The organism is Kribbella sandramycini (assembly GCF_013131805.1).
Classification (GTDB): Bacteria; Actinomycetota; Actinomycetes; order Propionibacteriales; family Kribbellaceae; genus Kribbella; species Kribbella sandramycini.
Genome location: NZ_JABJRC010000010.1, coordinates 84,621 through 110,220, shown reverse-complemented (window position 1 = coordinate 110,220; position 25,600 = coordinate 84,621). Strand labels below are relative to the sequence as shown.

22 protein-coding genes are annotated in these 25,600 nt (G+C 69.4%); 4 read left to right on the top strand and 18 right to left on the bottom strand.

The window, feature by feature from the left end:
- Positions 1 to 684, bottom strand: a complete 684-nt coding sequence (locus HPO96_RS32555; protein WP_171678245.1) for an NUDIX hydrolase — start codon at positions 682 to 684, stop codon at positions 1 to 3.
- 76 nt (positions 685 to 760) lie between these two features.
- On the opposite strand from HPO96_RS32555, the gene HPO96_RS32550 reads away from it, so the two are divergent.
- The 3 genes from HPO96_RS32550 (at position 761) to HPO96_RS32540 (ending at position 4,934) form a co-directional block, all read left to right on the top strand.
- Positions 761 to 1,756: an SPFH domain-containing protein gene (locus HPO96_RS32550; RefSeq protein WP_171678244.1), complete on the top strand. Its 996-nt coding sequence runs from the start codon at positions 761 to 763 to the stop codon at positions 1,754 to 1,756.
- A 445-nt stretch (positions 1,757 to 2,201) separates the two neighbouring features.
- On the top strand, positions 2,202 to 2,855 hold the full coding sequence (locus HPO96_RS32545) for an NAD(+)/NADH kinase (RefSeq protein WP_238355749.1): 654 nt from the start codon (positions 2,202 to 2,204) through the stop codon (positions 2,853 to 2,855).
- A gap of 126 nt (positions 2,856 to 2,981) precedes the next feature.
- Entirely contained in the window at positions 2,982 to 4,934 is a 1,953-nt protein-coding gene (locus tag HPO96_RS32540) for a CocE/NonD family hydrolase (RefSeq protein WP_171678242.1), read from the top strand.
- A 96-nt stretch (positions 4,935 to 5,030) separates the two neighbouring features.
- On the opposite strand, the gene HPO96_RS32535 is transcribed toward HPO96_RS32540, so the two are convergent.
- The 14 genes from HPO96_RS32535 to HPO96_RS32470 are packed head-to-tail and all read right to left on the bottom strand — an operon-like array spanning position 5,031 to position 20,353.
- Entirely contained in the window at positions 5,031 to 6,215 is a 1,185-nt protein-coding gene (locus HPO96_RS32535; protein WP_171678241.1) for a glycosyltransferase, read from the bottom strand.
- Positions 6,205 to 8,091 (bottom strand): glycosyltransferase family protein, encoded by a 1,887-nt coding sequence (locus HPO96_RS32530; protein WP_171678240.1) that lies wholly within the window; start codon positions 8,089 to 8,091, stop codon positions 6,205 to 6,207. Before HPO96_RS32530 ends, HPO96_RS32535 begins: the two co-directional genes overlap by 11 nt.
- Complete coding sequence (locus tag HPO96_RS32525) at positions 8,088 to 9,389, bottom strand: nucleotide sugar dehydrogenase (protein ID WP_171678239.1); 1,302 nt, start codon at positions 9,387 to 9,389, stop codon at positions 8,088 to 8,090. Before HPO96_RS32525 ends, HPO96_RS32530 begins: the two co-directional genes overlap by 4 nt.
- Before the next feature lie 10 nt (positions 9,390 to 9,399).
- The gene (locus tag HPO96_RS32520) at positions 9,400 to 10,554 is read right to left on the bottom strand and encodes an acyltransferase family protein (RefSeq protein ID WP_171678238.1); all 1,155 of its coding nucleotides are present in this window, start codon (positions 10,552 to 10,554) and stop codon (positions 9,400 to 9,402) included.
- Between the two features lie 10 nt (positions 10,555 to 10,564).
- Positions 10,565 to 11,617, bottom strand: a complete 1,053-nt coding sequence (wecB, locus tag HPO96_RS32515) for a non-hydrolyzing UDP-N-acetylglucosamine 2-epimerase (protein ID WP_171678237.1) — start codon at positions 11,615 to 11,617, stop codon at positions 10,565 to 10,567.
- Positions 11,614 to 12,609, bottom strand: coding sequence for a Gfo/Idh/MocA family protein (locus HPO96_RS32510; RefSeq protein WP_171678236.1), 996 nt, complete (start codon positions 12,607 to 12,609; stop codon positions 11,614 to 11,616). Before HPO96_RS32510 ends, wecB begins: the two co-directional genes overlap by 4 nt.
- A gap of 1 nt (position 12,610) precedes the next feature.
- A complete protein-coding gene (locus tag HPO96_RS32505) occupies positions 12,611 to 13,702 on the bottom strand; it encodes a DegT/DnrJ/EryC1/StrS family aminotransferase (protein ID WP_171678402.1) in 1,092 nt (363 codons plus the stop codon).
- Entirely contained in the window at positions 13,699 to 14,310 is a 612-nt protein-coding gene (locus tag HPO96_RS32500; RefSeq protein ID WP_171678235.1) for an N-acetyltransferase, read from the bottom strand. Before HPO96_RS32500 ends, HPO96_RS32505 begins: the two co-directional genes overlap by 4 nt.
- Complete coding sequence (locus HPO96_RS32495) at positions 14,307 to 15,476, bottom strand: hypothetical protein (protein ID WP_171678234.1); 1,170 nt, start codon at positions 15,474 to 15,476, stop codon at positions 14,307 to 14,309. The genes HPO96_RS32500 and HPO96_RS32495 overlap by 4 nt, the downstream gene beginning before the upstream one ends.
- Before the next feature lie 10 nt (positions 15,477 to 15,486).
- Positions 15,487 to 16,254 (bottom strand): hypothetical protein, encoded by a 768-nt coding sequence (locus HPO96_RS32490; RefSeq protein ID WP_171678233.1) that lies wholly within the window; start codon positions 16,252 to 16,254, stop codon positions 15,487 to 15,489.
- Positions 16,251 to 17,582: a glycosyltransferase gene (locus HPO96_RS32485; RefSeq protein ID WP_238355748.1), complete on the bottom strand. Its 1,332-nt coding sequence runs from the start codon at positions 17,580 to 17,582 to the stop codon at positions 16,251 to 16,253. Before HPO96_RS32485 ends, HPO96_RS32490 begins: the two co-directional genes overlap by 4 nt.
- Positions 17,582 to 18,679: a glycosyltransferase gene (locus tag HPO96_RS32480; RefSeq protein WP_171678232.1), complete on the bottom strand. Its 1,098-nt coding sequence runs from the start codon at positions 18,677 to 18,679 to the stop codon at positions 17,582 to 17,584. Before HPO96_RS32480 ends, HPO96_RS32485 begins: the two co-directional genes overlap by 1 nt.
- Before the next feature lie 2 nt (positions 18,680 to 18,681).
- Positions 18,682 to 19,470 carry an ABC transporter ATP-binding protein gene (locus HPO96_RS32475; RefSeq protein WP_171678231.1) on the bottom strand — a complete coding sequence of 263 codons (789 nt, stop codon included), beginning with the start codon at positions 19,468 to 19,470 and terminating at the stop codon, positions 18,682 to 18,684.
- A 16-nt stretch (positions 19,471 to 19,486) separates the two neighbouring features.
- The gene (locus HPO96_RS32470) at positions 19,487 to 20,353 is read right to left on the bottom strand and encodes an ABC transporter permease (protein WP_171678230.1); all 867 of its coding nucleotides are present in this window, start codon (positions 20,351 to 20,353) and stop codon (positions 19,487 to 19,489) included.
- Positions 20,354 to 21,518: 1,165 nt separating this feature from the next.
- Here HPO96_RS32470 and HPO96_RS32465 point away from each other — a divergent pair.
- The gene (locus HPO96_RS32465; protein ID WP_171678229.1) at positions 21,519 to 22,511 is read left to right on the top strand and encodes a helix-turn-helix domain-containing protein; all 993 of its coding nucleotides are present in this window, start codon (positions 21,519 to 21,521) and stop codon (positions 22,509 to 22,511) included.
- A 55-nt stretch (positions 22,512 to 22,566) separates the two neighbouring features.
- Here the strand turns inward: HPO96_RS32465 and HPO96_RS32460 are convergent, their stop codons facing one another.
- The 3 genes from HPO96_RS32460 to HPO96_RS32450 form a co-directional block, all read right to left on the bottom strand.
- Positions 22,567 to 22,992 (bottom strand): hypothetical protein, encoded by a 426-nt coding sequence (locus HPO96_RS32460; RefSeq protein ID WP_171678228.1) that lies wholly within the window; start codon positions 22,990 to 22,992, stop codon positions 22,567 to 22,569.
- Between the two features lie 162 nt (positions 22,993 to 23,154).
- Positions 23,155 to 24,237, bottom strand: a complete 1,083-nt coding sequence (locus HPO96_RS32455) for an aspartate-semialdehyde dehydrogenase (RefSeq protein WP_171678227.1) — start codon at positions 24,235 to 24,237, stop codon at positions 23,155 to 23,157.
- Complete coding sequence (locus HPO96_RS32450; protein WP_171678226.1) at positions 24,234 to 25,502, bottom strand: aspartate kinase; 1,269 nt, start codon at positions 25,500 to 25,502, stop codon at positions 24,234 to 24,236. The genes HPO96_RS32455 and HPO96_RS32450 overlap by 4 nt, the downstream gene beginning before the upstream one ends.
- Positions 25,503 to 25,600 lie beyond the last annotated feature (98 nt).

The window sequence follows — 25,600 nt, the reverse complement described above, 5'->3', positions numbered from 1 at the left end:
TCAGCCGCGGGTCATGGGTGGGTGGAGGGTGGGGGCGGTGCCGCGGCGGAAGAGTTGGGCGGGGCGGCCGCCGTCGCGGGTGGTGGTGGCGCCGATGGGGTCGACGAAGCCGGGGGTTTTGGTGACTTTGCGGTGGAAGTTGCGGGGGTCGAGTGGGGCGCCCCAGACGGCTTCGTAGATGGTGCGGAGTTCGGAGATGGTGAACTCGGGCGGGCAGAAGGCGGCGGCGAGCGGGGAGTACTCGAGTTTGGCGCGGGCGCGTTCGACGGCGTCGGTGAGGATGCGGTGGTGGTCGAAGGCCAGGCGGGCCGGGTCGGCCAGTAGGTCGGGGGCGGCGACCCAGCGGGCCGATTCGGCGTCCGTGCCGGCGACGGGAGCCGGGAGGTCGGGGACGAGCGCGAGGTAGGCGACGCTGACGACGCGGCCGCGCGGGTCGCGGTCGGGGGCGCCGTACGTCGCGACCTGCTCGAGGTGCAGGCCGGCGGCGGCCAGGCCGGTCTCCTCGGTCAACTCCCGGCGGGCGGTCGTCTCGAGGTCCTCGGCGGGGCGGACGAAGCCGCCCGGCAGCGCCCAACGGCCCTTGTACGGCGCGATCCCGCGGCGGATCAGCAACACCTGCAGGGCGCCGTCGCGCACGGTCAGGATGACCAGGTCGGTGGCCAGTCCGAGGGGCTGGAAGTCCATGGCAACGACTCTAATCGTCATCTTGACGAAAAGTCACTTCACCCCTTATCGTCAAAGTGACGACAAGGAGACGACGATGGCAGACATCACCCGCTTCCGCTTCATCAGCCACCTGCGGGCCAACCCGACCACGCACGTCCGGCACCTGCGTAACGGGCGGGTCGCGCACGACGGGGCCGGGCAGGCGTTCTGGTTCCGGGCGCTGAACTCCTCGCTGAGCGAGATCCCGATCGACGATCGCGAGCAGCCGCTGCTGTTCCACGGGCGGACGCAGGACTTCCAGGACGTCGCGGTCCAGGCGACCGTCACCTACCGCGTGGTCGACCCCGCGCTGGCCGCGACCCGGCTGGACTTCGGGATCGACCCGGACACCGGATTGTGGCGGGCGACCCCGCTGGAGCAGCTCGGCGGTCTGCTGACCGAGCTCGCCCAGCAGACCGCGCTCGACCTGCTGGCCCGGATGAGCCTGACCGAGGCGCTCTCCGAGGGGATGACCGAGCTGCGCCGCGCGGTCGGCGCCGGCCTGCGCGAGGACCAGCGGCTGACCGGGCTCGGGATCGGCGTCGAGGATGTCCGGGTGGTCGCAGTCCGGGCCGAGCGGGACGTGGAGAAGGCGCTGCAGACTCCCACCCGGGAGATGGTCCAGCAGGCCGCTGACAAGGCGACGTACGAACGCCGTGCGATGGCCGTCGAGCGCGAGCGCTCGATCGCCGAGAACGAGCTGCAGAACCAGATCGAGCTGGCCCGCCGCGAAGAACAACTGGTCAACCAGCGCGGCCAGAACGAACGCACCCGAGCCACCGAAGCCGCAGCCGCCGGCCAGATCGAAACCCAAGCCGCCGCGGCCCGCCAACGCGCCCTCGCCGAATCCGAAGCCGACGCCAAACGCGTCCTCGGCGCCGCCGAAGCCGCAGCTCAGCAGGCGATGCTCGACGCCTACGCCGACCTCCCCCAGTCCACCATCCTCGCCCTCGCCATCAAAGAAGGCGCCCTCCCCGAAATCGGCACCCTCAACCTGACCCCCGACCTCCTCACCCCCCTCCTCACCAAACTCGCAGGCCAGCCCTCATGACCAAGACAAACGCCTGCGGCGAACTGAGCGAACGCCGGAGCGCCGAGGCGAGCAGCCTCGGCACCCGAGCAGGCAGCGCGCGCTGCGCGCAGGAGCGGGGTTGTCACGGGGTAGCTCCGGCCCGGGGTGTGCGGGGCAGCTGCGCCGCGAAGGCGGCTGGTGGAGGCCGCGCGGCCGGTCGGTGGGGGCGGTTGAGGGCGCGTGTTGGGTTGGGAGGTGTGTGGTGAGTTTGCCGCCGCGGGTGGTGGTTGTGCATCGGGTTACGGAGTTGAGTGAGTTGGTGGGGAGGCATGGGACGAGGCAGCAGGCTGGGTTCTTCTTGAAGGGGCGGGGGCGGGATTTGGGGGAGCTGGATGAGCGGCATTCGGCTCAGCAGGAGGCTTTGGCGGCGGTTTCGGCGGCGGTGCCGTTGGATTGGCGGCGGGCTGTGGTGGAGCGCGGGGACTTGGATCGGTTCGGGTTCGGGCCGGAGGACGTGGTGGTGGCGGTCGGGCAGGACGGGTTGGTCGCGAATGTGGCCAAGTACCTGGACGGGCAGCCGGTGGTGGGGATCAATCCGGAGCCGGAGCGCAATCCGGGGGTGCTGGTGGCACATGCGCCGAGTGAGATCGGGCGGCTGCTGGCCGAGCGGGAGGTGACCGAGCGGACGATGGTGGCAGCGACGACGGACGACGGTCAGCAGTTGGTGGCGCTGAACGAGGTGTACGTCGGGGATCGGACGCACCAGTCAGCGCGATACCGCCTGCATTCGCCGGACGGGCGACCCGAGCGACAGTCGTCGTCAGGCGTCCTGGTCGGCACCGGGACCGGGGCGACCGGCTGGTGTCGGTCGGTCTGGCAGGAGCGGCGGAGTCCGTTGGTGCTACCCACAGCGACCGACCCGGTGTTGTGCTGGTTCGTCCGAGAAGCCTGGCCCTCACCGGCGACCGGCACCGACCACACCGAAGGACTCCTGAAAGCCCCGGACACGTTGACGATCACGGCAGAGTCCGACCTGGTGGTGTTCGGCGACGGGATGGAGTCCGACACCCTGACGATCACCTGGGGGCAGCGCCTGGAGATCGGCATCGCCCCGGTCAAGCTCCGACTGGTGGTCTGACCACCGGCGAAGTTTTTCCCGTGCTGTGTACGTGAAGTGATCATTCGACTGAGAAGCGTGCTGACAACGTTGGTAACTGCCGCTTAGGGTGCGAGGAACCCAACCGCCCAGAGGGGGAGTACACGCATGCGCAGAAGTCGGTTCCGGACCGGAACCATCCTGCTCGCCGCGGCCGCGCTCGTTCCGGCTGCCGCGCTGACCGCGACCGCACGCCCGGCCGAGAGCGCGGCCAAGCCGCCGGCGAAGCCGTTCGTCGAGGGGACGAAGACGGTGGCGGCGTACGACTACGACAACGCGATCCGGGAGCGGATCGCGGTCGACGTCCCGAAGACGGACAACGACGCGAACGGCGTCACCGACCAGATCACCGTGGACATCATCCGGCCCGGTGAGGCCGCGGCGGCCGGGATCGACGTCCCGGTGATCATCCAGGCGTCGCCGTACTACGCGGGCGACCCGCGGAACTACTTCGACGACAAGGGCATCCGGCAGATCTACGGCAGCTGGCTGGACAACTACTTCGTCCCGCGCGGGTACGCCGTCGCGTTCGTCGACATGCCCGGCACGCACCGCTCGACCGGCTGCACCGACGTCGGCGGCGACTACGAGGTGCTCGGCACCAAGGCCGTCATCGACTGGCTGAACAACCGGGTGCCGGGGTACAACCCCGACGGCAGCAAGGCGAAGGCCGACTGGTCCACCGGTAAGGCCGGCATGATCGGCACATCGTGGAACGGCACGATCGCCAACTCGGTCGCCTCGACCGGCGTCCGCGGCCTGGAGACGATCGTCCCGATCGCCGCGATCTCCAGCTGGTACGACTACACGCGCAGCTTCGGCGTCCCGTTCTACGACGCGTACATGGAGTTCCTGTACGACTACGTCAGCAACGACAAGGAACCGCGGTGCGTCGAGCACAACGCCGAGGTCGAGGCGGACTCCGACACCCCGACCGGTAGCTACAGCAAGTTCTGGGACCCGCGGAACTACAACCTGGACGCGAGCAAGGTGCGCGCCAGCGTCTTCGCGATCCACGGTCTGGACGACGAGAACGTGAAGACCCGGCACTTCGGCGAGTGGTGGGAGGAGATCGCCAAGCGCAACGTGCCGCGGAAGATCTTCCTGCACCAGGGCGTGCACCTGGACGGCTTCAGCTTCCGGGACGCGTACGTCGACCAGCTGCACCCGTGGTTCGACTACTGGCTGCAGGGCCTGAAGAACAACGTCATGAAGCAGCCGCAGGCCACGATCATGCGTGAGGACGGCAGCTACACGACCGAGGCCCGCTGGCCGGCCGCCGGCGTCAAGCAGACCAAGCTGAAGCTGAGCAAGTCCGCCAACGCCAAGGCCGGCGGCCTGTCGATCGCGGCCGCGTCGAGCGACCCGGTCAGCTTCACCGGTACGTCGGCGCCGTCGCAGGACTCCGTCGTCCTCGACCCGACCGCGACCCGCCCCGACCGCGCCGTCTTCCTCAGCGACGAGCTGGAGCGGGCGGTCCGGATCAGCGGCACCGGCAAGGTGTCGGTCCGCCTGAAGTCGAACAAGGTTGCCTCGGGGATCAAGGCCCGGATCGTCGACTACGGCACCGAGACCCGGTTCTCCAACGTGACCAACGTCCCGAACACCAGCGTCTGCTGGGGTGACGGCAACGAGCTCGACAAGGGCTGCTACGCCCAGACGCAGGTCAACACCCGCGTCTCGGACGCCGCGGTCGTGATCCGCACCCTCGCGGACGTCGGCCACTACAAGACGCTCAACCGCAAGGAGTACCTGCAGTCGAACAAGTGGTACGACCTGAGCTTCGAGCTCAACGCGGACGACATCGTCTTCAAGGCCGGCCACCGGCTCGGCCTGGTGCTGACGGTCGAGTCCGACAACCCGTCGACGCCGTTCACCGGCGCGACGCTGACGCTGGACCCGACCCACTCGTCCCTGACCCTTCCGCTCACCGGCTACACCGCCGCCCTGGACACCGCGGGTTCCCCGCAAGCCCGGGTAGCCGCCGACTCCCTGGCCCAGCCCGAGCCCGAAACCAACCCCCGCAAGCTGATGGAACAGATGGTCGAGACGTCCCGCTGATCACCATTTCGCTGGTAGACCACTGATCTCGGGGGTTCTGCACCGTCAACCACGGTGCAGGACCCCCGAATTGGCTGGTCTACCAGCCAAATCGGATCAGGCGGTGGCGCGGGTGTTGGTGAGCTCGGCGTAGGCGGTGACGAGGGTTTCGGCGTCGTGTTCCCAGTTGAGCTCGTCGGCGGCCGCGCGAATCCCGGCCGTGTACGTCGAGTAGGAGTCGATCAGGGCCCGGACGGCGTTCGCCAGCGAGGTCGGGTTGCCCGGCTGGTACAGCGTGCCCAGATCGTGCGCGGTGACCACCGAGCGCAGCTCGGGCAGGTCGGCCGCGACAACCGGGACACCGGCCCGGACGGCGTGGAAGAGCTTGTTCGGCAGCGCCAGCCGGTGGTTCTCACAGGTGTTGGTCAGCGTCACCAGCGAGATGCCGTACGAGCGCAGGGTCTCGTCGACCTCGTCGATCGAGCGCTCCGGGACGACCTCGACGGTGCCCAGATCCAAGCGGTAGTTGGGATCCACCGATCCCATCAGCACGGTCTTGAACGGCGCCAGCTGCCGCGCGGCCCCGACCACGGTCGGCAGATCCCGGCCGGCGCCGACCCGGCCGGCGTACAGCAGGCCTTCGGGGTGGTCCAGCGGCGTGGGGATGAAGTCCGGCCGGGGGAAGGTGTTGCGGATGACGCGGACGTCGGCCAGGCCGCGGTCGCGCAGCCGGGCGGCGATCCCGTCGGAGACGGTGAAGACGACCCGCGCCTTCGCGGCCAGCTCGGCCTCGAAGCGCCGGCCGCGGGCGCGCCACAACGGCGTCGGGCGTCCCGGCAGCGCGCGGTCGAACCACAGCTCGTGGCTGTCGTAGACCAGCACCGCCTGCCAGCGCTCCGCGAACTCGGCCGCGAGCTCGAGCGTGTTGAAGTCATGAGCGTGGACGACGTCGAACGGGCCGGAGGCCGCGACGGCCGCGGTCGCGTCCATCCGCCACTGCTTCTCGGTCCGGTTCCGGTGCTCGGGGAGCAGCAGCCACCGGCCGAAGCGCTTCGCGAGCACCTTCGGACCGCGCCGCCCGTGCCCGACCGAGAGCCCGCCGCCGCCGGCCCGCAGACCCGACGAGCGGGACACCGACTCGACCGTGATCCCGGAGCCGATCGCGAACCCCTCGGGGACGTCACGCCCGATGATGTGAATCGTGTGTCCGGCGTCCGCCAGCGCGGTCGCCTCCCGAAGGATTCGCGAGTCCCCCGCGATGGGGGACTGAGCGATCATCAATACCCGCATGTCACCTGCCACCGAGGAAAGGTAGCAGCGCCTCGACCGCGCCGCGCCCATCGTGTACTTCCCGGATGTACGCCGGGCCGCTGTCAGCCAGTTTGCGCGCGGTCTCCCGCTCCGCGATCAGCCGCTCGATCACCGCGCCCAGATCGTCAGGAGTCGCCTCCGCGATCGGCAGTTCGGTCGGCAGCTGTGCGCGGACGCGATCTGCGACGTGGCCGACCGTGACCCGCCCCGCCGCCATCGACTCACACGCGAAAACGCCGTACGAGCCGAGCGTCAGCTGATCGACCACGATGTCGGCCTCCCGAACGAGCTCGGCCAGCTCGGTATGCGGCACGCCTTCGACACGCTGATACTCGATCAGGCCGCGCTCCTGCAACGCGGTCAGCACCGGGTCGACGTACGCCGATCCCTTCAGCGCGCTGCTGGAGGGCGCGTGCAGGACGACGGGCACCGCGCGCTCCAAGACCGGTCGGCTGGACGCGAAGGCCGCCACATCGACCGTCAGGGGCAGCCACGTGCTGTTGGGGACGAAGTCGAGCAGGTCGGGGGTGGTGACGAAGACCGGGCCGTCGTACGTCGCCAACTGGGCGCGCGTCCGGTCCGTCTCCGCCTGCAGCTGGGCCGTCAGTGGATCGGCCGGATCCTTGAACGGCGAATGCTCGAACAGCTCCCGGTGCCGGGCCGGGTCGCGGATCTCGGAGCCGTGGAAGATCAGCCCGTGCGCGATCCCGGACCGGTCGAGTGTCGGGACGTCGGCCAGCCAGCTCTGCCCGGGCAGCTGCCCGAACATCGGCCGGCCGCGTTCGAAGAGCACATGGGTCACCTCGGACAGCGCGTACGCCGTCAGCTCGAACTGCCAGCGCAGATCGGACCGGTACTGCTCGTACGTACCGCGCCGATGCGACGGGAACGCGTACTTCGTGTCGCTCGTGGCCAGCGTCTCGACAGCGATCCCGGGGAGCGACCGCTCGACGGCCTGGGACCACATCCAGGCCTGCCCGGCGATATTGGCCGGACCGATCAGCAACCGCCGGGACTGCGCCGACGGCTCGGGCCGCTCGACCACCGCGATCGGGCGGCCGGTCAGCTCGGCGTACACCGTGCGCAGCTCCTCCCCCGGCCCGACCACCCGGTCGACCCGGTCGCGGTACTGCCGCTCGTGCTTGACCCAGGCCTGCACGGCCCTAGGCGTGCCCGCCGGCGCCTCACGACCGTCGTACACGGCCTGCAGCGATCGTTTGCTCAGCTTCGCGCGGCCGGCCGCGCGGGTGGCGACGCCGAGCACCTGGACGCCCTGGGCATGGACGACATCGGGTTCGAGCCGGTCGATCAGCCCGCCGAAGGCGAGCTCGAGGTCGAGCGCCTCCGGGTGGATGCGCTGCCAGGGCGCCGGCCAGGTGAGCCGATCGACGAGACCGTCGTAGGCCCGCCAGCCGCCGCGGAACGGCACGTCAGCCTGCCGGCCGACCGCATTGCGTAGGCCTTTCGCAGCACGGAAAACGAACCAGCCGGCGCTCCGGACCTGCTGCGAGACCTGGCTGAGCTTTCCGTGCCCGGCGTCGGCCTGGAGCTCGCCGACGCCGAGTTTGGCGCGCAGACCGCGCGCCACGTACGTGGTTTGGTGCTTGTACCCGACCAGCGGGGGACGCCAGTCCCGGCGGGCGGCACGGCGGCGCAACCGCTCGTCCCGGAGCCGGTACGGAACCGACACCCGGACGACCAGGGCGCCGTCGAGAACTTCCTTCGACGGCTCCCCGGTGGCCGAGACCCCGAGCACAGTGACCTGTACTCCGGACCCGGCCAACGCCGCAGCCTCCCTGCGGACTCTGCTGTCACCGGTGACGTCGTCCGCCACCAGCATCACGACCCGCAGGTCGGGGTGGCTCACTGCCGGACGGACCTTCCGATCACGATCCGACGGACGCCCGCCCACTTCGCCGCGTCCGTGCGGTCACGGCCGTCCACGAGCACCTGCACACCCGGCAGCTCGGCCGGCGTCAGCTCGGCGTACTCGGCGTGGTCGGCCTGCAGGACGGCCGCGTCCACCGGGGCGCCCAGCGCGTACGGCGTGAAGCCGAGGCCGGTGAGCTCCTCGTCGGTGTACATCGGGTCGTGCACGAAGACCTCGGCGCCCCGGCCCTTGAGCGCCTCGACGGCCGGGAAGACGCCGGAGAACGCGGTCTCCTTGACGCCGCCGCGGTACGACGCGCCGAGGACGACGACCTTGGCGCCCTTGAGGTCGCCGTACGCGCCCTCGAGCAGGCCGATGGTGTAGTCCGGCATGCCGGCGTTGGCCTCGCGGGCCGCGCGGACGACGGTCGCCTCCGGGTCTGTCCACAGGTAGAGCCGCGGGTAGACCGGGATGCAGTGGCCGCCGACGGCGATCCCCGGGCGGTGGATGTGGCTGTAGGGCTGCGAGTTCGAGGCGTCGATCACCTGGGTGACGTCGATACCGTTCTGACCGGCGAAGCGGGCGAACTGGTTCGCCAGGCCGATGTTCACGTCGCGGTACGTCGTCTCGGCCAGCTTCGCCAGCTCGGCGGCCTCGGCGGAACCCAGGTCCCAGACGCCGTTACCGCGCTCGAGGTCCGGACGGTCGTCGAAGTCGAGGACGGCCTCGTAGAACTCGGTGGCGCGCTTGGCGCCCTCGTCGGACAGGCCGCCGACCAGCTTCGGGTACTTGCGCAGGTCCGCGAAGACGCGGCCGGTGAGGACGCGCTCCGGCGAGAACACCAGGTGGAAGTCGGTGCCCTCGGTCAGGCCGGAGATCTCCTCCAGCATCGGCTTCCAGCGGTTCCGCGTGGTGCCGACCGGCAGCGTGGTCTCGTAGGAGACCAGGGTGCCCGGGGTCAGGTGCTCGGCCAGCGAACGGGTCGCGTTCTCCATCCAGCCGAACTCCGGCTCACCGGTCTTCTCGTCCACGAACAGCGGGACGACGATGACCACGGCGTCGCTGTTCGGGATCGCGTCCGCGTAGTCGGTGGTCGCCCGCAGGCGGCCGTCGGCCACGGTCTCGGCGAGCAGCTCCTGCAGGTGGTCCTCACCCGGGAACGGCTCCTGGCCGGCGTTCACCAGCTCGACGAACTTCTCGTTGATGTCGACACCGACGACCTGGTGACCCTTGGACGCGAACTGGACCGCCAACGGCAGGCCGATCTTGCCTAAGGCAACAACACTGACTCGCACGACAACTCCACTAGGTAGTGATTCTTGAACGGGAGCCTCGGAGCTTCAGTTCCAGCGGATGCTCGACGAACCGGTAGAGCAGCCACGAGGCGAGGATCGATACGGCGCCGACACCGGCGTACCAGGTCAGGTTCGCCCACGAGACCGCTTCCGCGGACCCGTGCAGCTCCCTGATCCCGTACAGGATGGTGGCGTGCACCAGATAGAAGGAGTACGACCACTGGCCGAGCGCGACCAGCGGTTTGCTCCGGAGGAGGGACCGGCCCCCGCGCAGGTCCCGGGCGGCGACGACCAGGATCAGGAAGCCGTAGAGGAGCGTCAGGATCTCCTTCTGCAGCAGGCTGATCTCGGTCCCGAACGGCACCTTGCCGGGGTGCCGGAAGGTGTAGGTGAGGACGAGCAGACCGGCGCCGATCGCGACGTACCCCAGCCAGGCGGGCAGCCGCGTCGTCCAGCCGGAGCGCAAGGCGATCGCCAGCGCGACGCCGACCAGGAACGCGACCGTGTGCAGTAACGGCGGCGGCAGCGTCGGCAGCTCGGCCCAGTGGTACTGCGTGAGCCGGTAGGCGGCTGCGATCGCGAGCGCGGCCGCCGCGAGCACGAGCGCGCCGATCAGCTTCATCCGCGCGGTCACCCGGTACAGGAACGGGAAGAACGCGTAGAAGAACGCCTCGATCGACAACGTCCAGGACGCCGGGTTACCGCCGTACAGGATGTCCGGATCGTTGGACCAGCCGTTCAGCAGGAACAGCGACAACACGATCGCGGTCATCGCGACCGGCTTGATCCAGAACAGGTTCTCCGGCGGATCGAACCGGTAGAACACGAACAACGCCGGGATCAGCGCGACCACGTGCGCCGGGACGATCCGGGCGAACCGGCGGCGGTAGAAGGTGCCCGCCGACGTCCCCGGCCGGGCCGACCAGGTGAGCACGAAACCGGAGAGCACGAAGAAGAACGTCACCCCGGAGGTGCCGAGCTTCAGGAACTCGCGGATCGGCAGCGGGGCCAGGTTGCCCATGTGGTGGGTGAACACGAAGAACGCCGCCCACCAGCGCAGGCCGGTGAGCGACTCGACCCGCGGTGAAACGACGTTGGCTGCCGTGGCCGAGGCCGCCTGCTCAGGAGTCTCCTGAACAGGCCGCACCCGGTCCTCGGCAGCCATCGACATCGAACTACTCGGCGAGCGCGGCGACCACGCGGTCGGCCGCGTGACCGTCGCCGTACGGCGTCGGACGCTCGCCCGATGGCGCCGGCCGGGCCGCCAGCTCGGGGAGCTTGCTGACATCCATGGTCAGGACGTTCCAGCCGGAGTCGACGGTCTCGACCCACTCGGTCTCGGGACGCAGCGTGGTGCAGACGCGGCCCAGCAGGAAGGCCTCCTTCTGCAGACCACCGGAGTCGGTGACGACACCGGCCGAGCCGAGGACGGCCTGAACCATCTCCGGGTAGGCCAGCGGCTCGCGGACGTGCAGCGAGCCATCCGGACGCTCCAGCTTGATGCCGTGCTCGGCGCACTTGGCGACCAGGCGCGGGTGCGCCAGCAGGACCACCGGGCGCCCGGCGTTGGCCAGACCCTCGATGATGCCGGCCAGGTGCTCCGGGTCGTCGGTGTTGTCCGGGCGGTGGATCGTGGCGACCAGGTACTCACCCTGCTTGAACGGCAGGTCGAACGGCTTGTCCTGGACGGCGTCCCGAACCCGGAAGCAGACATCCGTCATGACGTCGCCGACCAGCCGCGAGCGCTCCTTCAGGCCCTCGTTGGCCAGGTGGTCCATCGCGACCTGGGTCGGGGCCAGCAGGATGTCCGCCGCGTGGTCGGTCAGCACGCGGTTGTGCTCCTCCGGCATCCGCCGGTTGAACGACCGCAGACCGGCCTCCAGGTGCGCGACCGGGAGGTGCATCTTCACCGCGGACAGCGCGCCGGCGACCGTCGAGTTGGTGTCGCCGTAGACGAGCACCCAGTCCGGGCGGTGCTCGTCGAGGACGGCGTCCATCGCGGACAGCATCGCGCCGGTCTGCACGCCGTGGCTCCCGGAGCCGACGCCCAGGTGGACATCCGGCGCCGGGATCTTCAGGTCGGCGAAGAACACGTCGGACATGTTCTTGTCGTAGTGCTGACCGGTGTGCACGATCACGTGCTCGTGGTCGGTCGCGGCGAACGCCTCGGCGATCGGCGCGAGTTTCACGAACTGAGGCCGGGCCCCGACAATGCTCAGGACCTTCATGCGCCGGCGACCTTGATCATGCGGTCCTCGGCGGCCGACTGGATGACGGCCTCGGCGACGGCGACGGTCGCCAGACCCTGGGCCAGGGTGACGATATCGGCGTCCTTGCCGAGGACGGCGTCCCGGAACTGCTCGTGCTCGGTGCGCAGCGGCTCGGGCTTGCTGATCGCGTACCGGACCATGTCGCCCTCGCTGACGCCGCGGAAGTGCGCGACGTCGTCCCACGCGGTGGCGACCGTGCCGTTGGCGTGGAAGGTGAGGTCGGCGGTCAGGGTGTCGGCGATGAACGCGCCCTTCTCACCGGTGACGACGGTGAGCCGCTCCTTCATCGGGGACAGCCAGTTGATCAGGTGGCTGGTGACCGTGCCGTCGGCGAGCTTGCCGGTGATGGCGATCAGGTCCTCGTACTGGCGGCCGGACTTGTGCGCGCTCTGCGCGGAGACCGTGACGAACGGGGACTGCGTCACCCACGCGGTCAGGTCGATGTCGTGGGTGGCGAGGTCGAGGACGACGCCGACATCGGCGATCCGGGCCGGGAACGGGCCCTGCCGACGGGTGGTGATCTGGTAGATGTCGCCCAGCTCGCCGGCCTCGAGGCGGACCCGGAGCGCCTGCAGCGCCGGGTTGTACCGCTCGATGTGACCGACCGCGCCGACCAGGCCGGCGGCCTCGAACGCCTTGGCGATCTCGGTGGCCTCGGCCGAGGAGCCGGCCAGCGGCTTCTCGATCATCGCGTGTACGCCGGCCTCGGCCAGCGCCTTGGCGATCTCGGCGTGGTACTGGGTCGGGACCGCGACCATGCAGTAGTCGATGCCTTCGGCAATCAACTGCTCGATGTTCTCGTGCACCGGACGACCACCGGCGACGCCGAACTTGTCACCGCCCGGGTCCGCGACGGCGACCAGGTCGACGCCCTCCAGGGAAGCCAGCACGCGGGCGTGGTGACGGCCCATCATGCCGAGGCCGATCAGGCCCGCCTTCAGGTTCGCCATCTCACGCACCAGCCTTCGCCACGGTGTTCACCGCGGCCACGATCCGGTTCAGGTCGTCCTCGGACAGGGACGGGTGGACCGGCAGCGAGAGCACCTCGGCCGCGGCCTTCTCGGTCTCCGGCAGCTCGACCGCACGCTGGAACGACGGGAGGCGGTGGTTCGGGATCGGGTAGTAGACGCCGCAGCCGACGCCGTACTCGGTGCGCAGCGCGTTCGCGAAACCGTCGCGGTCCTCGGTGACGCGGATCGTGTACTGGTGGTACACGTGGCTGGCCTCTTCGGCGACGGCGGGGACGCCGACACCGGCGAGGTTCGCGTCCAGGAAGGCCGCGTTCTCCTGCCGCTGCTTGGTCCAGCCGCCGACCTTGGTCAGCTGCACGCGGCCGATGGCGGCGTGCAGGTCGGTCATCCGGTTGTTCAGGCCGACGACCTCGTTCTCGTACTGCTTGAGCATGCCCTGGTTGCGGAACAGCCGCATCCGGCGCTCGAGCTCCTCGTTGGCGACCGAGTTCATGCCGCCCTCACCGGACGTCATGTTCTTGGTCGGGTAGAGGCTGAACATCGCGAAGTCGCCGAAGGTGCCGACGGGCGCGCCGTTCCAGGTCGCGCCGTGGGCCTGCGCGGCGTCCTCGTAGATCGCGATGCCGTGCTTGTCGGCGATCGCCTGCAGCGCGGTCATGTTCGCCGGGTGACCGAACAGGTGCACCGGCATGACGGCCTTGGTCTTCTCGGTGATCGCGGCCTCGACGGCGGCCGGGTCCAGGCAGAAGTACGTCGGCTCGATGTCGACGAAGACCGGGGTGGCGCCGGTCAGCGCGACGCTGTTCGCGGTCGCGGCGAAGGTGAAGGACGGGACGATGACCTCGTCACCCGGACCGACACCCGCGGCCAGCAGGCCCAGGTGCAGGCCCGACGTCCCGGAGTTGGTCGCGACGCACGCCCGGCCGGAGACCAGCGCTGCGCCGAACTCCTGCTCGAACGCCGCCACCTCAGGACCCTGGGCGAGCATGCCGGACTGCATGACACGGTCGACAGCCTCGCGCTCCTCCTTCCCGATGATCGGCTTCGCGGCCGGAATCGGCTGCACCATCAGTTCTCCTCCTGTGCTTCATCGGCCGGCCGCAGCCGCCCGTCGGTTTCGATGTAGAGCTCGCCCGTGTTCGGGCATTTCCACTCGCCGTCCCCGACAGCGAGCAGCGGTACGCCGGCCTTGCCGACCCACTTCAGGTGCCGCGCCGGGACGCCGGCGACCAGCGAGAAGTCCGGCACGTCCTTGACCACGACGGCGCCGGCCGCGACGGTCGCCCAGCGACCGACGGTGACCGGGGCGACGCAGGTGCTGCGGGCGCCCAGCGAGCAGCCCTCCTTCAGCGTCACGCCGACCGGCTCCCAGTCGTGGCCGCTCTTCGGCGTCCCGTCCGGGTTCACCGCGCGCGGGAAGTAGTCGTTGGTCAGCACCACGGCCGGGCCGATGAACACGCCGTCCTCGAGGGAGGCCGGCTCGTACACCAGGGCGTAGTTCTGGATCTTGCAGTTGTCGCCCATCCGGACCCCGGTCCCGATGTAGGCGCCACGGCCGACGATGCAGTTCTCCCCCAGCACCGCGTTCTCGCGGACCTGGGCCAGGTGCCAGACCGACGAACCGTCGCCGATCTGAGCGCGCTCGTCGACATCGGCCGACGGGGCGATACGGGTGGTCACAGGGTCTCCTTCTCGGTCAGCCAGTGGCTGAGGACTTCGGCTGCGCGGCGGCCGTCGTGCAGCTCCGCCGCGAAACCGGGCCCGGCCGCCGCCTGATCGGCAGCGGCCTGCGGGTTCGCGACGAGATCGCCGACGACGTCACTCAGCGTGTCGTCGTCCGCCTCCACGATCGGTACCTCGCGCCCAGTCAGACTACGCACCCGAGCGCGTAGCTCCGAACCGACGTACGAGACGACGATCCGGCCGGCCGCCAGGGCCTCGGCCGCGGCGACGCCGTACAGGCCAATTCCCAGCTGGTCTACAACGATATCGGCGCTGCCGATCACGCTCGGCATCTCCGCATGCGCGATACCGGTGATCCGCCGGTACTCGATCAGGCCGCGCTCCTGCAGGCCGGTCAGCACCTCGTCGATGCGGGCCGAACCCTTGAGCCGTGAGCTGGAAGGCGCGTGCACGACGATCGGACGCTCGGCGCTGAAGAGCGGACGCGCGGCCGTGGCCCACGGCGCAGGGTCGATCACGACCGGCAGCCAGGTCGCCTGCGGCACGTCGATCAACAGGTCCGGGGTGGAGACGAAGACCGGCAGGCCGAGGCTCTCGATCAGCTCTGCATGCCGCCGGGCCTGGACTTCAAGTTTGTGAGTGAACTCATCCTGGTGGGCGAACGGTGAGAACCGCTCCCGGGCCGCATGCCTGCTCGGCAGCCGGATGTCGGAGCCATGGAACAGCAGGGCGACATCGACGCCGGCCTCCTGCAGTACGGCGATATCCGCCGCCGCGTCCGAATGACCGTCGTACCCGAGGATCGGCCGCAGCGACTCGACCAGGACGTGCGTGTAGCTGCCCAGAACGTGCTCGCGCTGGGCACGAGCCCAGCGCGACTGACTCCACCGTGCCTGCGGTACGCCGTAGTCGTCGGCGAACCGGAAGGCCGCCGTCCGATGGATCGCGAACGCGTCGGCCGCGACCCCGGGGAGTGTGCGGGCCGCCCGGGCCCACTCGTAGCCCTGCCCGGCGGAGTTGGTCGGGCCGACCAGCATCCGCACGGGGGCGGTGGCCGCCGACGGGAAGGCCGGCAGGGCCGCGTAGGTGTAACGGAGACCACGCAGCCGCGCCCGGACCGCCTTCGCGGTCCGGGCGACTGGCGCCGGCAGGTGGGCCGTCATGGACATGACCTCAGTGACCTGCCGGGACCTTGAGCTGGTCGAGCTCGCGGCGAGCCGCCGGCAGACCGAGCACGACCGGCCGGTCCGGCCGCTCCTGCCCGAGGTGCCACCCGGCCCAGATCGCGTTGGCATCCAGGGCGATCACGACATCGGCGTGCGAGAGCACCTCGCGGACGTCGGGACGGCTCTGCACGCGCTTCCAGTACGCCTTACTGAGGTTCTTGCTGACCCGCGACGTGCGGACGAACTTCACCGGGCCGACCTTCATCACGGCTCGGCCCATCGTCCGGCGGGCGCGCCGGTACCGCCAGCGCACCGCCTGCTGGACCCGGGCCGTACCCCACGGCATCGGCTCCGGCCGCTTCCGCGGCACGACCGCCGGGGCCGGGTCGCTGTTCTCGTCAGCGGCCTCGCCGGCGCCTTGGCCGGCGTGCTGCTCGGCCGAAGCGGGCGTCAGCGTCTGCCCGGTGACCGACGACGGATCCGAGACCGACTCCGGCGCGATCACGGCGTCCGGGGACTCGTCGAACTCGTCGTCGTCCGCGTCCTCCTCGTCGTCCGCGAACTCGTCGTACGCCGCCTCCGCGTCGCCGGTCGGCATCCTGCCCGGGCCGATCAGCGTGAACGTGTTCACCTTCTCGTCGACGACGTCGATCGGCGGCAACCAGCCGACCACGTCGAGGACCAGCTCGGCGTCACCGCCGAGATCCGCGCGGATCGTGTCGAAGTAGTCCGGCTGCAGCCGCTTGGTGCTCAGCAGCACCACCTTCTGGCTCATGCCGATACTCCGCTCTTCGCCTTGACGACCTCGGCCAGGGCCGTGATCCGCGGGTCCATCACCAGGTCCCGGCGGTAGCCGGCGCCGAACTCGCGCGCCTTCTGCCGGATGCCCTCATCGGCCGTCCGGGCCGCGTGCGCGGCCTCGATCAGCGCGGCGGCGATCGCCTCCGGCGTCACGTCGGTCACCGGGAACCAGAGCGGGTGCCCGCGCAGGACGTCGGACGCGGCGTTCTCCGGGTCGTGTACCGAGACCACCGGCAGCCCGGTCGCCAGGTACTCGAAGACCTTGCCGCTGGTGACGTACTTGCCCTTGCCCAGCATCAGCAGCTGGACGTCGAACTCGTCGTACGCCTTGGCGATCTCGGCCTTGCCGACCGGGCCCTCGTAGGAGACGCCCTCGTCGGCGCCGGAGTTGATCGCGGCCAGCATGTCCGGCCGCGGGACGGCGTAGTACCCGAGGTAGCCGTGGATCTTGGCCTTCGCGCCGGCCAGCTCACCGGACTCCTCGACGGCAACCTTCCAGCCGTCGACGAACTCCTGCAGCGGGACCTTCGGCGACACGGTGCCGACGTACCCGAAGACGAGCGGACGGTCGCCGACCGGACCGCGGTCGTTGGTGTCCGGGACCAGCTCGGGGTCGAAGCCGTTGGCCACGACGTGCATCTTGGCCGCCTGCTCCGGGTAGAGCTCGACGTGCCACTCCTTGATCGGGTCGTTGACGAACCAGATCTCCTGCGCGGCGTCGACGAGCTTCTTCTCCCACTTCGCGGCGCGGCTGTTCGGCTCGTGCAGCCGGTTACCGCTGAAGACGTCGAGCAGCCACGCGTCCCGGTAGTCCATCACGTAAGGCACGTTCGCCTTCTCGTGCAGGTGGTACGCCGCGGTGAACGCGACATGCGGGTTCGCGGTGGCGACCGTCAGGTCGACCGGGTGCTCGGCGTGGATCCGCTCGGCGGCCGCCTCGATCACCGATCGCCAGGGGCCGTAGCCGTGCTCCGGGAACGGGATCAGGTCCTGCTTGTTGCGCCACTTGCTCCAGAGCCGCGGATTGCGCGCCCGCGCCTTGGGCCAGCGACGCAGGTCGGTCTCCATGACCGGCCAGTCGAAGGGCACCCGGACCACCTCGACGGACGGGTCGACCCGGTCCTCGAGGGTCTTGTCGGCTCCGGTGAACCGGTAGAAGGTCTCTCGTTCGGCCGTCAGCACCGTCACCTTCCAGCCGAGCGCGGCGAACCGGTTCGCTGTGGCCAGCGCCCGGTACACACCGCCGCCCCGGCAGGGCGGAAAGCCCCAGGCGACATACAACATATGAGGGCGGTCCGTCATCAACTTCCTCTTAGCAAATTGAGAATCGCGTCGGCCAATTCGTCGTACGGCGTGTTCGCGGGCAGATTGGCGGCTGCCCACTGGAGCGCGTGATCGCGCAACTTCTCGAGTTCGCCGGGATCCGCGGACCAGCGCCGCAGAGTCTCCGACGCCTCGGCCACCGAGTCCACCAGGACTCCGCCGCCGGACTCCTCGATGACCCGAGTCTGCCGTGGCAACCGGGTCGACAGCACGGGAAGACCGCTGGCGAGGTACTCGTAGATCTTGGACGGCATCGCCTCCACGAAGGCAGGCGTCGGCTGCAGCATGGCCAGGCTGGCCCAGGCGCCCTGGGTCAGCTGCCACGCGTCGGCCGGTGGCTGGCGCCCGTGCAGGCGGACCCGCCCGGCCAGATCGGACTGCTCGATCCGGGCCTCCAGCGCGTCCCGATCGCTGGGGGCGACCGGGCCGATCAGGTCCAGCGACCAGTCGGGCGCGGCGGCGACCGTCTCCACCATGTCGAACAGCCCGCGGCTGGCCCGCAGGTCGCCGACGTACACCGCACGCGGCGCACCGGTCGGCGGCGTCAGGGCCAGGAACGGGACGTAGGGAAAGTTCTGCACGACGAGGCGTTGTTTGGCCTCGTGCGGGGCAAGGTGGGAATCGGCGACGACTGTCAGGTCGGCGCCGGCGGCCAGTTTCGAGCTGGCCCTGACGATCAGCCGGGCCGGCAGCCCGGCCGGACCCTTCGCCCACGCGCGGTCGGCGAGCAGGCGGGTGTAGTCCTCGTGGATGTCGGCGACCATCTTGCGACGGCGCAGCGTCGTGACGAGCCGGGTCACCGGGATCATGTCCGGATCGACGGTCATCACCACCTTGGCCTTCGTCCGCCAGGGCAGCACCGCCGTCCGGGCCAGTCGCTGCAGCAGGTTGCCGCGCGGACCCGCGTGGACGACGGCGCCCGCGGGCCCGCCGTCCGGCTCGCCGAGGCCCCACAGCTCGACCGTGAGGTCACGGTGCTGCAGGGCCGCGGTGATCTTGTGCAGGCGCGCGTCGGCGACGTCGTGCCCGGTCGTGATGATGCCCACGTCCGGCGCCGTACGGCGGGTGTTCGACACGGTCAGAGGTCCTCGAGAGATACAGCTTCGGTGGCGCCGACCTTGAGGAAGTGGGTGTACGCGTCGATGACCTCCTTGGGCTCGCCGCGCATCATCACCTTCCCCTTGTCGATCCAGATGCAGTCGTTGCAGAGTTCGCGAACGCTGCTCATCGCGTGGCTGACCAGGAACATCGTCCGGCTGTTCTCGACGAGCTCCTTCATCTTCGCGGCAGCCTTGGTCTTGAACTGCGCGTCACCGGCCGAGAGGGCCTCGTCGATCATCAGGATGTCCGGGTCCATGTGCACGGCGACCGCGAAGGCGACGCGCTGGAACATGCCGGACGAGTACGTCCGCATCGGCATCTCCATGAACCCTTCGCCGAGCTCGGCGAAGGCCTCGATCTCCTCGAACCGCTCCTGCACCTGCTTACGGGTCAGGCCGGCCGCGAGCCCACCGAGAACGATGTTCTCCTTACCGGACAGGGCGGCGTTGAAGCCGACGCCCAGCGACAGCAGCGTGCTGACCCGGCCGTGCACCTCGATCCGGCCGGAGGTCGGCGGCAGAATGCCGGCGATCGCCCGCATCAGCGTCGACTTACCGGCGCCGTTGGCGCCGATGATGCCGATCGTGGAGCCGTGGTCGACGTCGAAGGAGACGTTCTGGACCGCCTTGACCTCGCGGATCGCGCGCTCGCCGCGGCCGAACCGGACGATCGCGGTCTTGAAGGTCGGCACCCGCTCGAACGTCGTCCGGTAGGTGATCGAGACGTCCTGGACCCGCACCGCGGGGGTGGACGAAGTATTTGACATGGTCTTCTTCTCGGCCTCAGAGACGGACAGCGAACTCACGCTCCCTCGACATGAAGAACAACGAACCGATCGCCAGCGCCGCCACGGCCCAGATCACGCCGCCGATCCACATCTCCAGCGGCGGCATCTTGGCCCGGACCAGCAGGTCGGTCCAGCCGCCGATCAGCGAGGTCAGCGGGTTGAACGGCAGGAACGGCTTGAACTTCTCCGGAGCGACCTCCGCGAACCACAGCACCGGCGACAGGTAGAGCCAGATCCGCATGAAGTACGGCAGGAAGCTGGCGGTGTCGCGGAAGTACACCTGCAGCGCCGCGAAGATCATGCTCATCCCGGCCGCGAACATCGTCAGCAGGAACAGGAACACCGGTGCCAGCAGCATCACGAAGCCGAACGGCCCGCCGACGACCACGTGAATGACGGCGTACACGAACATGGTCGGCAGGAAGCGGAAGAACGCCGTCCGCAGCGCCGACAGCGGCAGCAGCATCCGCGGGAAGGCCATGTTCATCAGCAGCTTGCCGCCGCCGACCACACTGCCCGCGCCGGTCGAGACCGCGCCCTGGAAGTAGTAGAAGACGAACAGACCGCCGCACAGGTGCGCGAACGTCGCCGCGGCGCCCTGCCGGGTGGAGCCGCCGGCGATGATCTGGGTGAGCAAGTAGTAGACCGCAGCGAGCAGCAACGGGTTGATGACCAACCAGATCTGCCCGAAGAAGGTGTTGGTGTTGGCCGCGCGGATACCGGTCCGCGACATCTCGGCCGCGAACACCCGGCGCTCCCAGAGCGCCCGGAAGTAGGGGCGCAAGGGCGGCAGACCGGCCTTGTGCGGCTCGTACACGTGCACCGACGGGTTGAATTCCTCGTCGACGCTAGTCGCGTTCATTCAGGCGACGCCTCTCTCTGCCATGAAGTCCTGTCCACGTTCAGCCGCTGGTGTTCTTTGACCGAACTCCGCCGTTCCCTGGTACGACGGCGGGCCACGCAGACCGGGAAGCAGAGTAGCGGATCGACTCCGGCACCGACGACTCAGCGGTCCTCGACAGTGAGCACCGACGTACGCACCGCAACCGCCGTTCGCCGCGCCACCCGACTCCGATCGTTATCCGGAATATACATTTGACCGATCCGGACGGCCAAAACGCCTTCCAGCGCACGGAAATCCCGCGTGCTCGATGCTCGTCAGCGGCTCCGGGGAGCACCAGTGAACAAGGTCAAATCCACGTCAATTCAACGGATTCGACGCCCGGCGCGTTCCAGAAGTTCAGCCGGCTGCCGAAACCCGTGCCCGGACTCACATCCGAAAACCGGAATGCGGACCGGACGGCCGACTATCGGCGGGGCCCCAGGGGTGCGTCCTGGCCGGGGGCGAGCCGGGCGGCGGACGTCGCATCCCCGCGTCCCGTGGACAGCCTCACCATCCACGGAGCTCCGCTCGGCACCTCCTGGGCCCCCACGCGGGATCCGATGCCGGCCCGGCCCTGGTGGGCGGAGTGGGACCGGGCGGGCATCGGATCAGCGGGCACGATGACCAGGGCGGCGGTCATCGCACCAGAGGCCGTACTTGAAGGCGGCGCCGCTGCAACAGCACCGGGGACGGTCGAGCCGAGGCGTACGGTGTCGCGGTAGTGGCGGCGCGGCGTCGTTCGCATCGGACTGTCCTCCTCATCGGCCTCACGATGGAGATGCAACAGTTTGTACACCCTCCAGCACAGCCGGTGATGGCACGGGAGTGCGAGGGCACCGATCCGCCGGGATCGAGATGCAACCGAAACGGGCTCCGCTGACGGAACAGCGATCAAGCGCCAGAATTGGAACAGCAGCCCGGCGGCGCTCAGGTGGTCCGTCGCCGGGCTGCTGGACCTCAATTCTCGCTCACAACTGCGCGGAAATGGTGGCCAGATGGTGACACGGCACAAGAATGCTGACAGGACAACAATTATCGCTGCCCGCATTCATCAGGACACGGACAGTGCGGATCGCACTGGAGCGTCCACCCTAGGCTGGAGAGGCGGTAGCGGACGGTGACGGCTTTGGGAAGGCAGGAAGGCGTGGCGAGTACGTCGGACACGGAGCGTGTCGGGCATCTGCGAGTACTCGGGCTCACCGACGACGAGATCAGGGTCTACCAGCATCTGCTGCGGATCGGCCCGTCGACGATCACCGAGCTGGACGAGGCGATCGCGGACCGCCAGGCGGGGATCGACAGCACGCTCGCGGGGCTCGTCCAGGCCGGTCTGGCCCGGCGCTCGGGCTCGGACCACTCGCGCTTCCTACCGGTCCCTCCGGACGCCGGCCTGGAGGCGATGACGCTCCGTCGGGAGTCCGAGCTCAAACAGGCCCGGATCGAGGTCCTGAACGCGTACGACGAGTTCCGCCGGACCGTCCACAACGAGTCGACCACACACCTGATCGAGGTGGTCACCGGGAACGCGATCGTCGAGCGGATCCACCAGATCAAGGGCAGCGCGCAGCGGGAGATCCTCGCCATCGACTCGCCGCCCTACTACATCGGCGGCCCGAACCAGGAGGAGATCGACCAGCTCCGCCGCGGCGTCGCCTACCGGGTCGTGTACTCACCGGAGTCGGTCGAGGTGCCCGGCTACCTGACCGAGAACATTCTGCCCTGTGTCGAGGCCGGCGAGCAGGCCCGCGTGCTGCCCGACGTGCCGGCCAAGCTGACCATCATCGACGGGTCGATGGCGTTCGTGTCGATGTCGGTGCGCGACACCGATGTGAACCGCTCCCTGCTGATCATCCGGCCGAGCAGCCTGCTGACCGCGCTGATCGGGATGTTCGAACTCTGCTGGCGCAACGCGTTGCCGCTGCACGCCTCGGTCGGCACGGAGGACGACCGGCTTGAGCCGATCGAACGCCGCCTGCTCGCACTCCTGGCAACCGGCGCCGCCGACGACACCATCGCCCGAACGCTCGGCATCAGCCGCCGGACGTTCTTCCGCTACCTGGAGCGGCTGATGAACCGCACCGGCGCCAGCACCCGCTTCCAGCTCGCCCTGCACGCGGCACGGGAGAGCTGGCTCTGACAGTCGACCCGCAAATCCCCAGTTGGTTTGCGGGTCGACCGTTCCGGTCAGGTGCTCAGAGGTTCAGCGAGATGGCGATGTTGGCCGGGTTCGGGCAGAGGAAGCTGCCGCTCTTCTTCGGGACGGCCTGGGTCGGGAACGTCACCGCGTTACCCGAGTAGGTGCCCTTGAGGGCGGCGGAGTACGTGCAGCTGATCGGCCGGGTGACGGAGACCGTCCCGGTCAGCGTCGCCTGGTCACCAGGACCGAACGTGAGCTGACCGGAGCCGGTGCCCGCGGCGGAGCAGCTGCTGTCGAGGACGAAGGACTGCAGGTCGACCGCGGCCGGCGGCGGGCCGCCCGCGTAGTTGAGGGTGAAGGCGCAGGTCGTGCTCTGGAACGTGATCGAACCCGTTCCGGTGGCGGCGTAGGCCGGGGTGATCCCGGCGGCGACGACAGCCGCGGCGGCGAGAGCGGACAGGGCAGGCGTACGGAAGCGCATGGCGAACTCCTGGGAGGGAGGGGGCGGTTGACATTCGCGCGGCAGCTACCGCCAACGACGTTACCGCCTGGTAAATCAGCCCAACCAGACCCAGGAGTCCGTAAATCTGCCGATGACGCGTGGTGTGCGTCACGCTACATTCCGTAAGAAGCTGAGAAGTGCTCAGCTCTTCGCCGCGATGAACTCCTTCGCGACGACCTCCGCGATCTGCGCGGTGTTCAGGGCCGCGCCCTTGCGCAGGTTGTCACCGCAGACGAACAGCTCGAGCGCGTTCGGGTCGTCGAGCGACTTGCGGACCCGGCCGACCCAGGTCGGGTCGGTGCCGACGACATCGGCCGGCGTCGGGAACTCGCCCTCGGCCGGGTTGTCGAACAGCAGCACGCCCGGTGCGTCCCGGAGTACCTCGCGGGCCTCGTCGGCGTCCACCTCCTGGGCGAACCGCGCGTGCACCGACAACGAGTGCGTGGTCACGACCGGCACCCGGACGCAGGTCGCGGAGACCTTCAGCTCCGGCAGCCCGAGGATCTTCCGCGACTCGTTGCGGACCTTGAGCTCCTCGGAGCTCCAGCCGGCGTCCTTCAGCGAGCCGGCCCACGGGACGACGTTCAGCGCCAGCGGGGCCGGGAACGGGCCGAGCGCATTCCCGACGACGCGGCGGACGTCGCCCGGCGTCGTCCCGAGCTCGCGGTTACCGGCCACCTTGGTGAGCTGGTCGTAGAGCGCGTCGATCCCGTCCTGCCCGGCGCCGGAGGCGGCCTGGTACGACGCGACGACGAGCTGCTCCAGCTCGTAGCGGTGGTGCAGCGCGCCCATCGCCACGATCATCGACAGCGTCGTGCAGTTCGGGTTCGAGATGATGCCCTTCGGCCGGTTCCGCGCGGCCTCGGCGTTCACCTCGGGGACCACCAGCGGGACGTCCGGATCCATCCGGAAGGCGCCGGAGTTGTCGACCACGACCGCGCCCCGGGCCGCCGCGATCGGCGCCCACTGCGCGGAGACGTCGTCCGGGACGTCGAACATCGCGACGTCGATCCCGTCGAAGGCGGTCTCGCTGATCGCGACCACCTCGACCTCCTCGCCGCGGACGACGAGCTTCTTCCCCGCGGACCGCTCGGAGGCGATCAGCCGGATCTCGCCCCAGACGTTCTCCCGGGTCGACAGCAGCGCCAGCATCACCGAGCCGACGGCGCCGGTCGCGCCGACGACCGCGAGGGACGGCAGACCGGCCCGCTCGTCAGCGCTCACCGGCCGGTTCCGCCGTACACGACCGCGCCGGTGTGCTGGTCGTCCAGATCGAAGGCGGTGTGCGCCGCGGTGACGGCGGCGTCCACCAGGTTCTCGTCGACGACGACCGAGATCCGGATCTCGGAGGTGGAGATCATCTCGATGTTGACGCCGGCGTCGGCCAGCGCGGAGAAGAACTTCGCCGAGACACCCGGGTGCGAGCGCATGCCGACGCCGACCACGGACACCTTGCCGATCTGGTCGTCGTACAGCAGCTGCTCGTAGCCGACCTCGTCCTTCATCCGGGCCAGGGCGGACATCGCGCGGGCGCCGTCCGCACGCGGCAGCGTGAACGAGATGTCGGTGCGGTTGGTGGCGACCGCCGACACGTTCTGCACGATCATGTCGATGTTGGTCTCGGCGCCGGCGACGGTCTCGAAGATCCGGGCGGCCTCACCGGGCTTGTCCGGAACCCCGACCACGGTGATCTTGGCCTCCTTGGTGTCCTGGGCCACGCCGGTGATGATCGCCTGTTCCATCTGATCCAGTTCCTTCGCATCGACGACCCAGGTGCCTTCCTTCTGCGAGAAGGAGGAACGCACGTGGACGGGGACGTTGTAGCGCCGCGCGTACTCCACGCAGCGCAGGTGCAGCACCTTGGCGCCGCAGGCGGCCATCTCGAGCATCTCCTCGTAGGAGATCTTCGGGATCTGCTTGGCGGCCGGCACGATCCGCGGGTCCGCGGTGAAGATGCCGTCCACGTCGGTGTAGATCTCGCAGTAGTCGGCCTCCAGCGCCGCGGCCAGCGCGACCGCGGTGGTGTCCGACGCGCCGCGGCCCATCGTGGTGATGTCCTTCGTGTCCTGGGCGACACCCTGGAAACCGGCCACGATCGCGACATGTCCCTCGGCCAGCGCCTCCTCGAGGCGGCCGGGGGTGATGTCGATGATCCGGGCGTTGCCGTGTGCGGACGTGGTGATCACGCCGGCCTGCGAGCCGGTGAAACTGCGCGCCTCGTAGCCGAGGTTCGCGATCGCCATCGCCAGCAGCGCGGCCGAGATGCGTTCACCGGAGGTGAGCAGCATGTCCAGCTCGCGCGGGGGCGGCAGGGGGGAGACCTGTTGAGCCAGGTCCATCAGTTCGTCGGTGGTGTCGCCCATCGCGGAGATGACGACGACCACGTCGTTGCCGGCCTTCTTCGTCGCGACGATCCGTTGGGCCACACGCTTGATGCAATCGGCATCGGCGACCGAAGAACCGCCGTACTTGTGCACGACGCGTCCCACAGGGTGTCTCCTCAAACCACTGGTTGCGGTACGCCGTGCGGCGCTGCACCAGGCGTAGTCGTTCGCCTCATTCTAGCCGTGACCTCGTCGTTGCCTAC

Excerpts from the sequence above, each read along its gene's own strand:
- HPO96_RS32485 (WP_238355748.1), bottom strand. The coding sequence starts at position 17,582 with ATGACGGACCGCCCTCATATGTTGTATGTCGCCTGGGGCTTTCCGCCC.
- HPO96_RS32555 (WP_171678245.1), bottom strand. The coding sequence starts at position 684 with ATGGACTTCCAGCCCCTCGGACTGGCCACCGACCTGGTCATCCTGACC.
- HPO96_RS32540 (WP_171678242.1), top strand. The coding sequence starts at position 2,982 with ATGCGCAGAAGTCGGTTCCGGACCGGAACCATCCTGCTCGCCGCGGCC.
- HPO96_RS32475 (WP_171678231.1), bottom strand. The coding sequence starts at position 19,470 with ATGTCAAATACTTCGTCCACCCCCGCGGTGCGGGTCCAGGACGTCTCG.
- HPO96_RS32460 (WP_171678228.1), bottom strand. The coding sequence starts at position 22,992 with ATGCGCTTCCGTACGCCTGCCCTGTCCGCTCTCGCCGCCGCGGCTGTC.
- HPO96_RS32470 (WP_171678230.1), bottom strand. The coding sequence starts at position 20,353 with ATGAACGCGACTAGCGTCGACGAGGAATTCAACCCGTCGGTGCACGTG.
- HPO96_RS32510 (WP_171678236.1), bottom strand. The coding sequence starts at position 12,609 with ATGGCGAACCTGAAGGCGGGCCTGATCGGCCTCGGCATGATGGGCCGT.
- HPO96_RS32550 (WP_171678244.1), top strand. The coding sequence starts at position 761 with ATGGCAGACATCACCCGCTTCCGCTTCATCAGCCACCTGCGGGCCAAC.
- HPO96_RS32495 (WP_171678234.1), bottom strand. The coding sequence starts at position 15,476 with ATGACGGCCCACCTGCCGGCGCCAGTCGCCCGGACCGCGAAGGCGGTC.
- wecB (WP_171678237.1), bottom strand. The coding sequence starts at position 11,617 with ATGAAGGTCCTGAGCATTGTCGGGGCCCGGCCTCAGTTCGTGAAACTC.
- HPO96_RS32490 (WP_171678233.1), bottom strand. The coding sequence starts at position 16,254 with ATGAGCCAGAAGGTGGTGCTGCTGAGCACCAAGCGGCTGCAGCCGGAC.
- HPO96_RS32520 (WP_171678238.1), bottom strand. The coding sequence starts at position 10,554 with ATGGCTGCCGAGGACCGGGTGCGGCCTGTTCAGGAGACTCCTGAGCAG.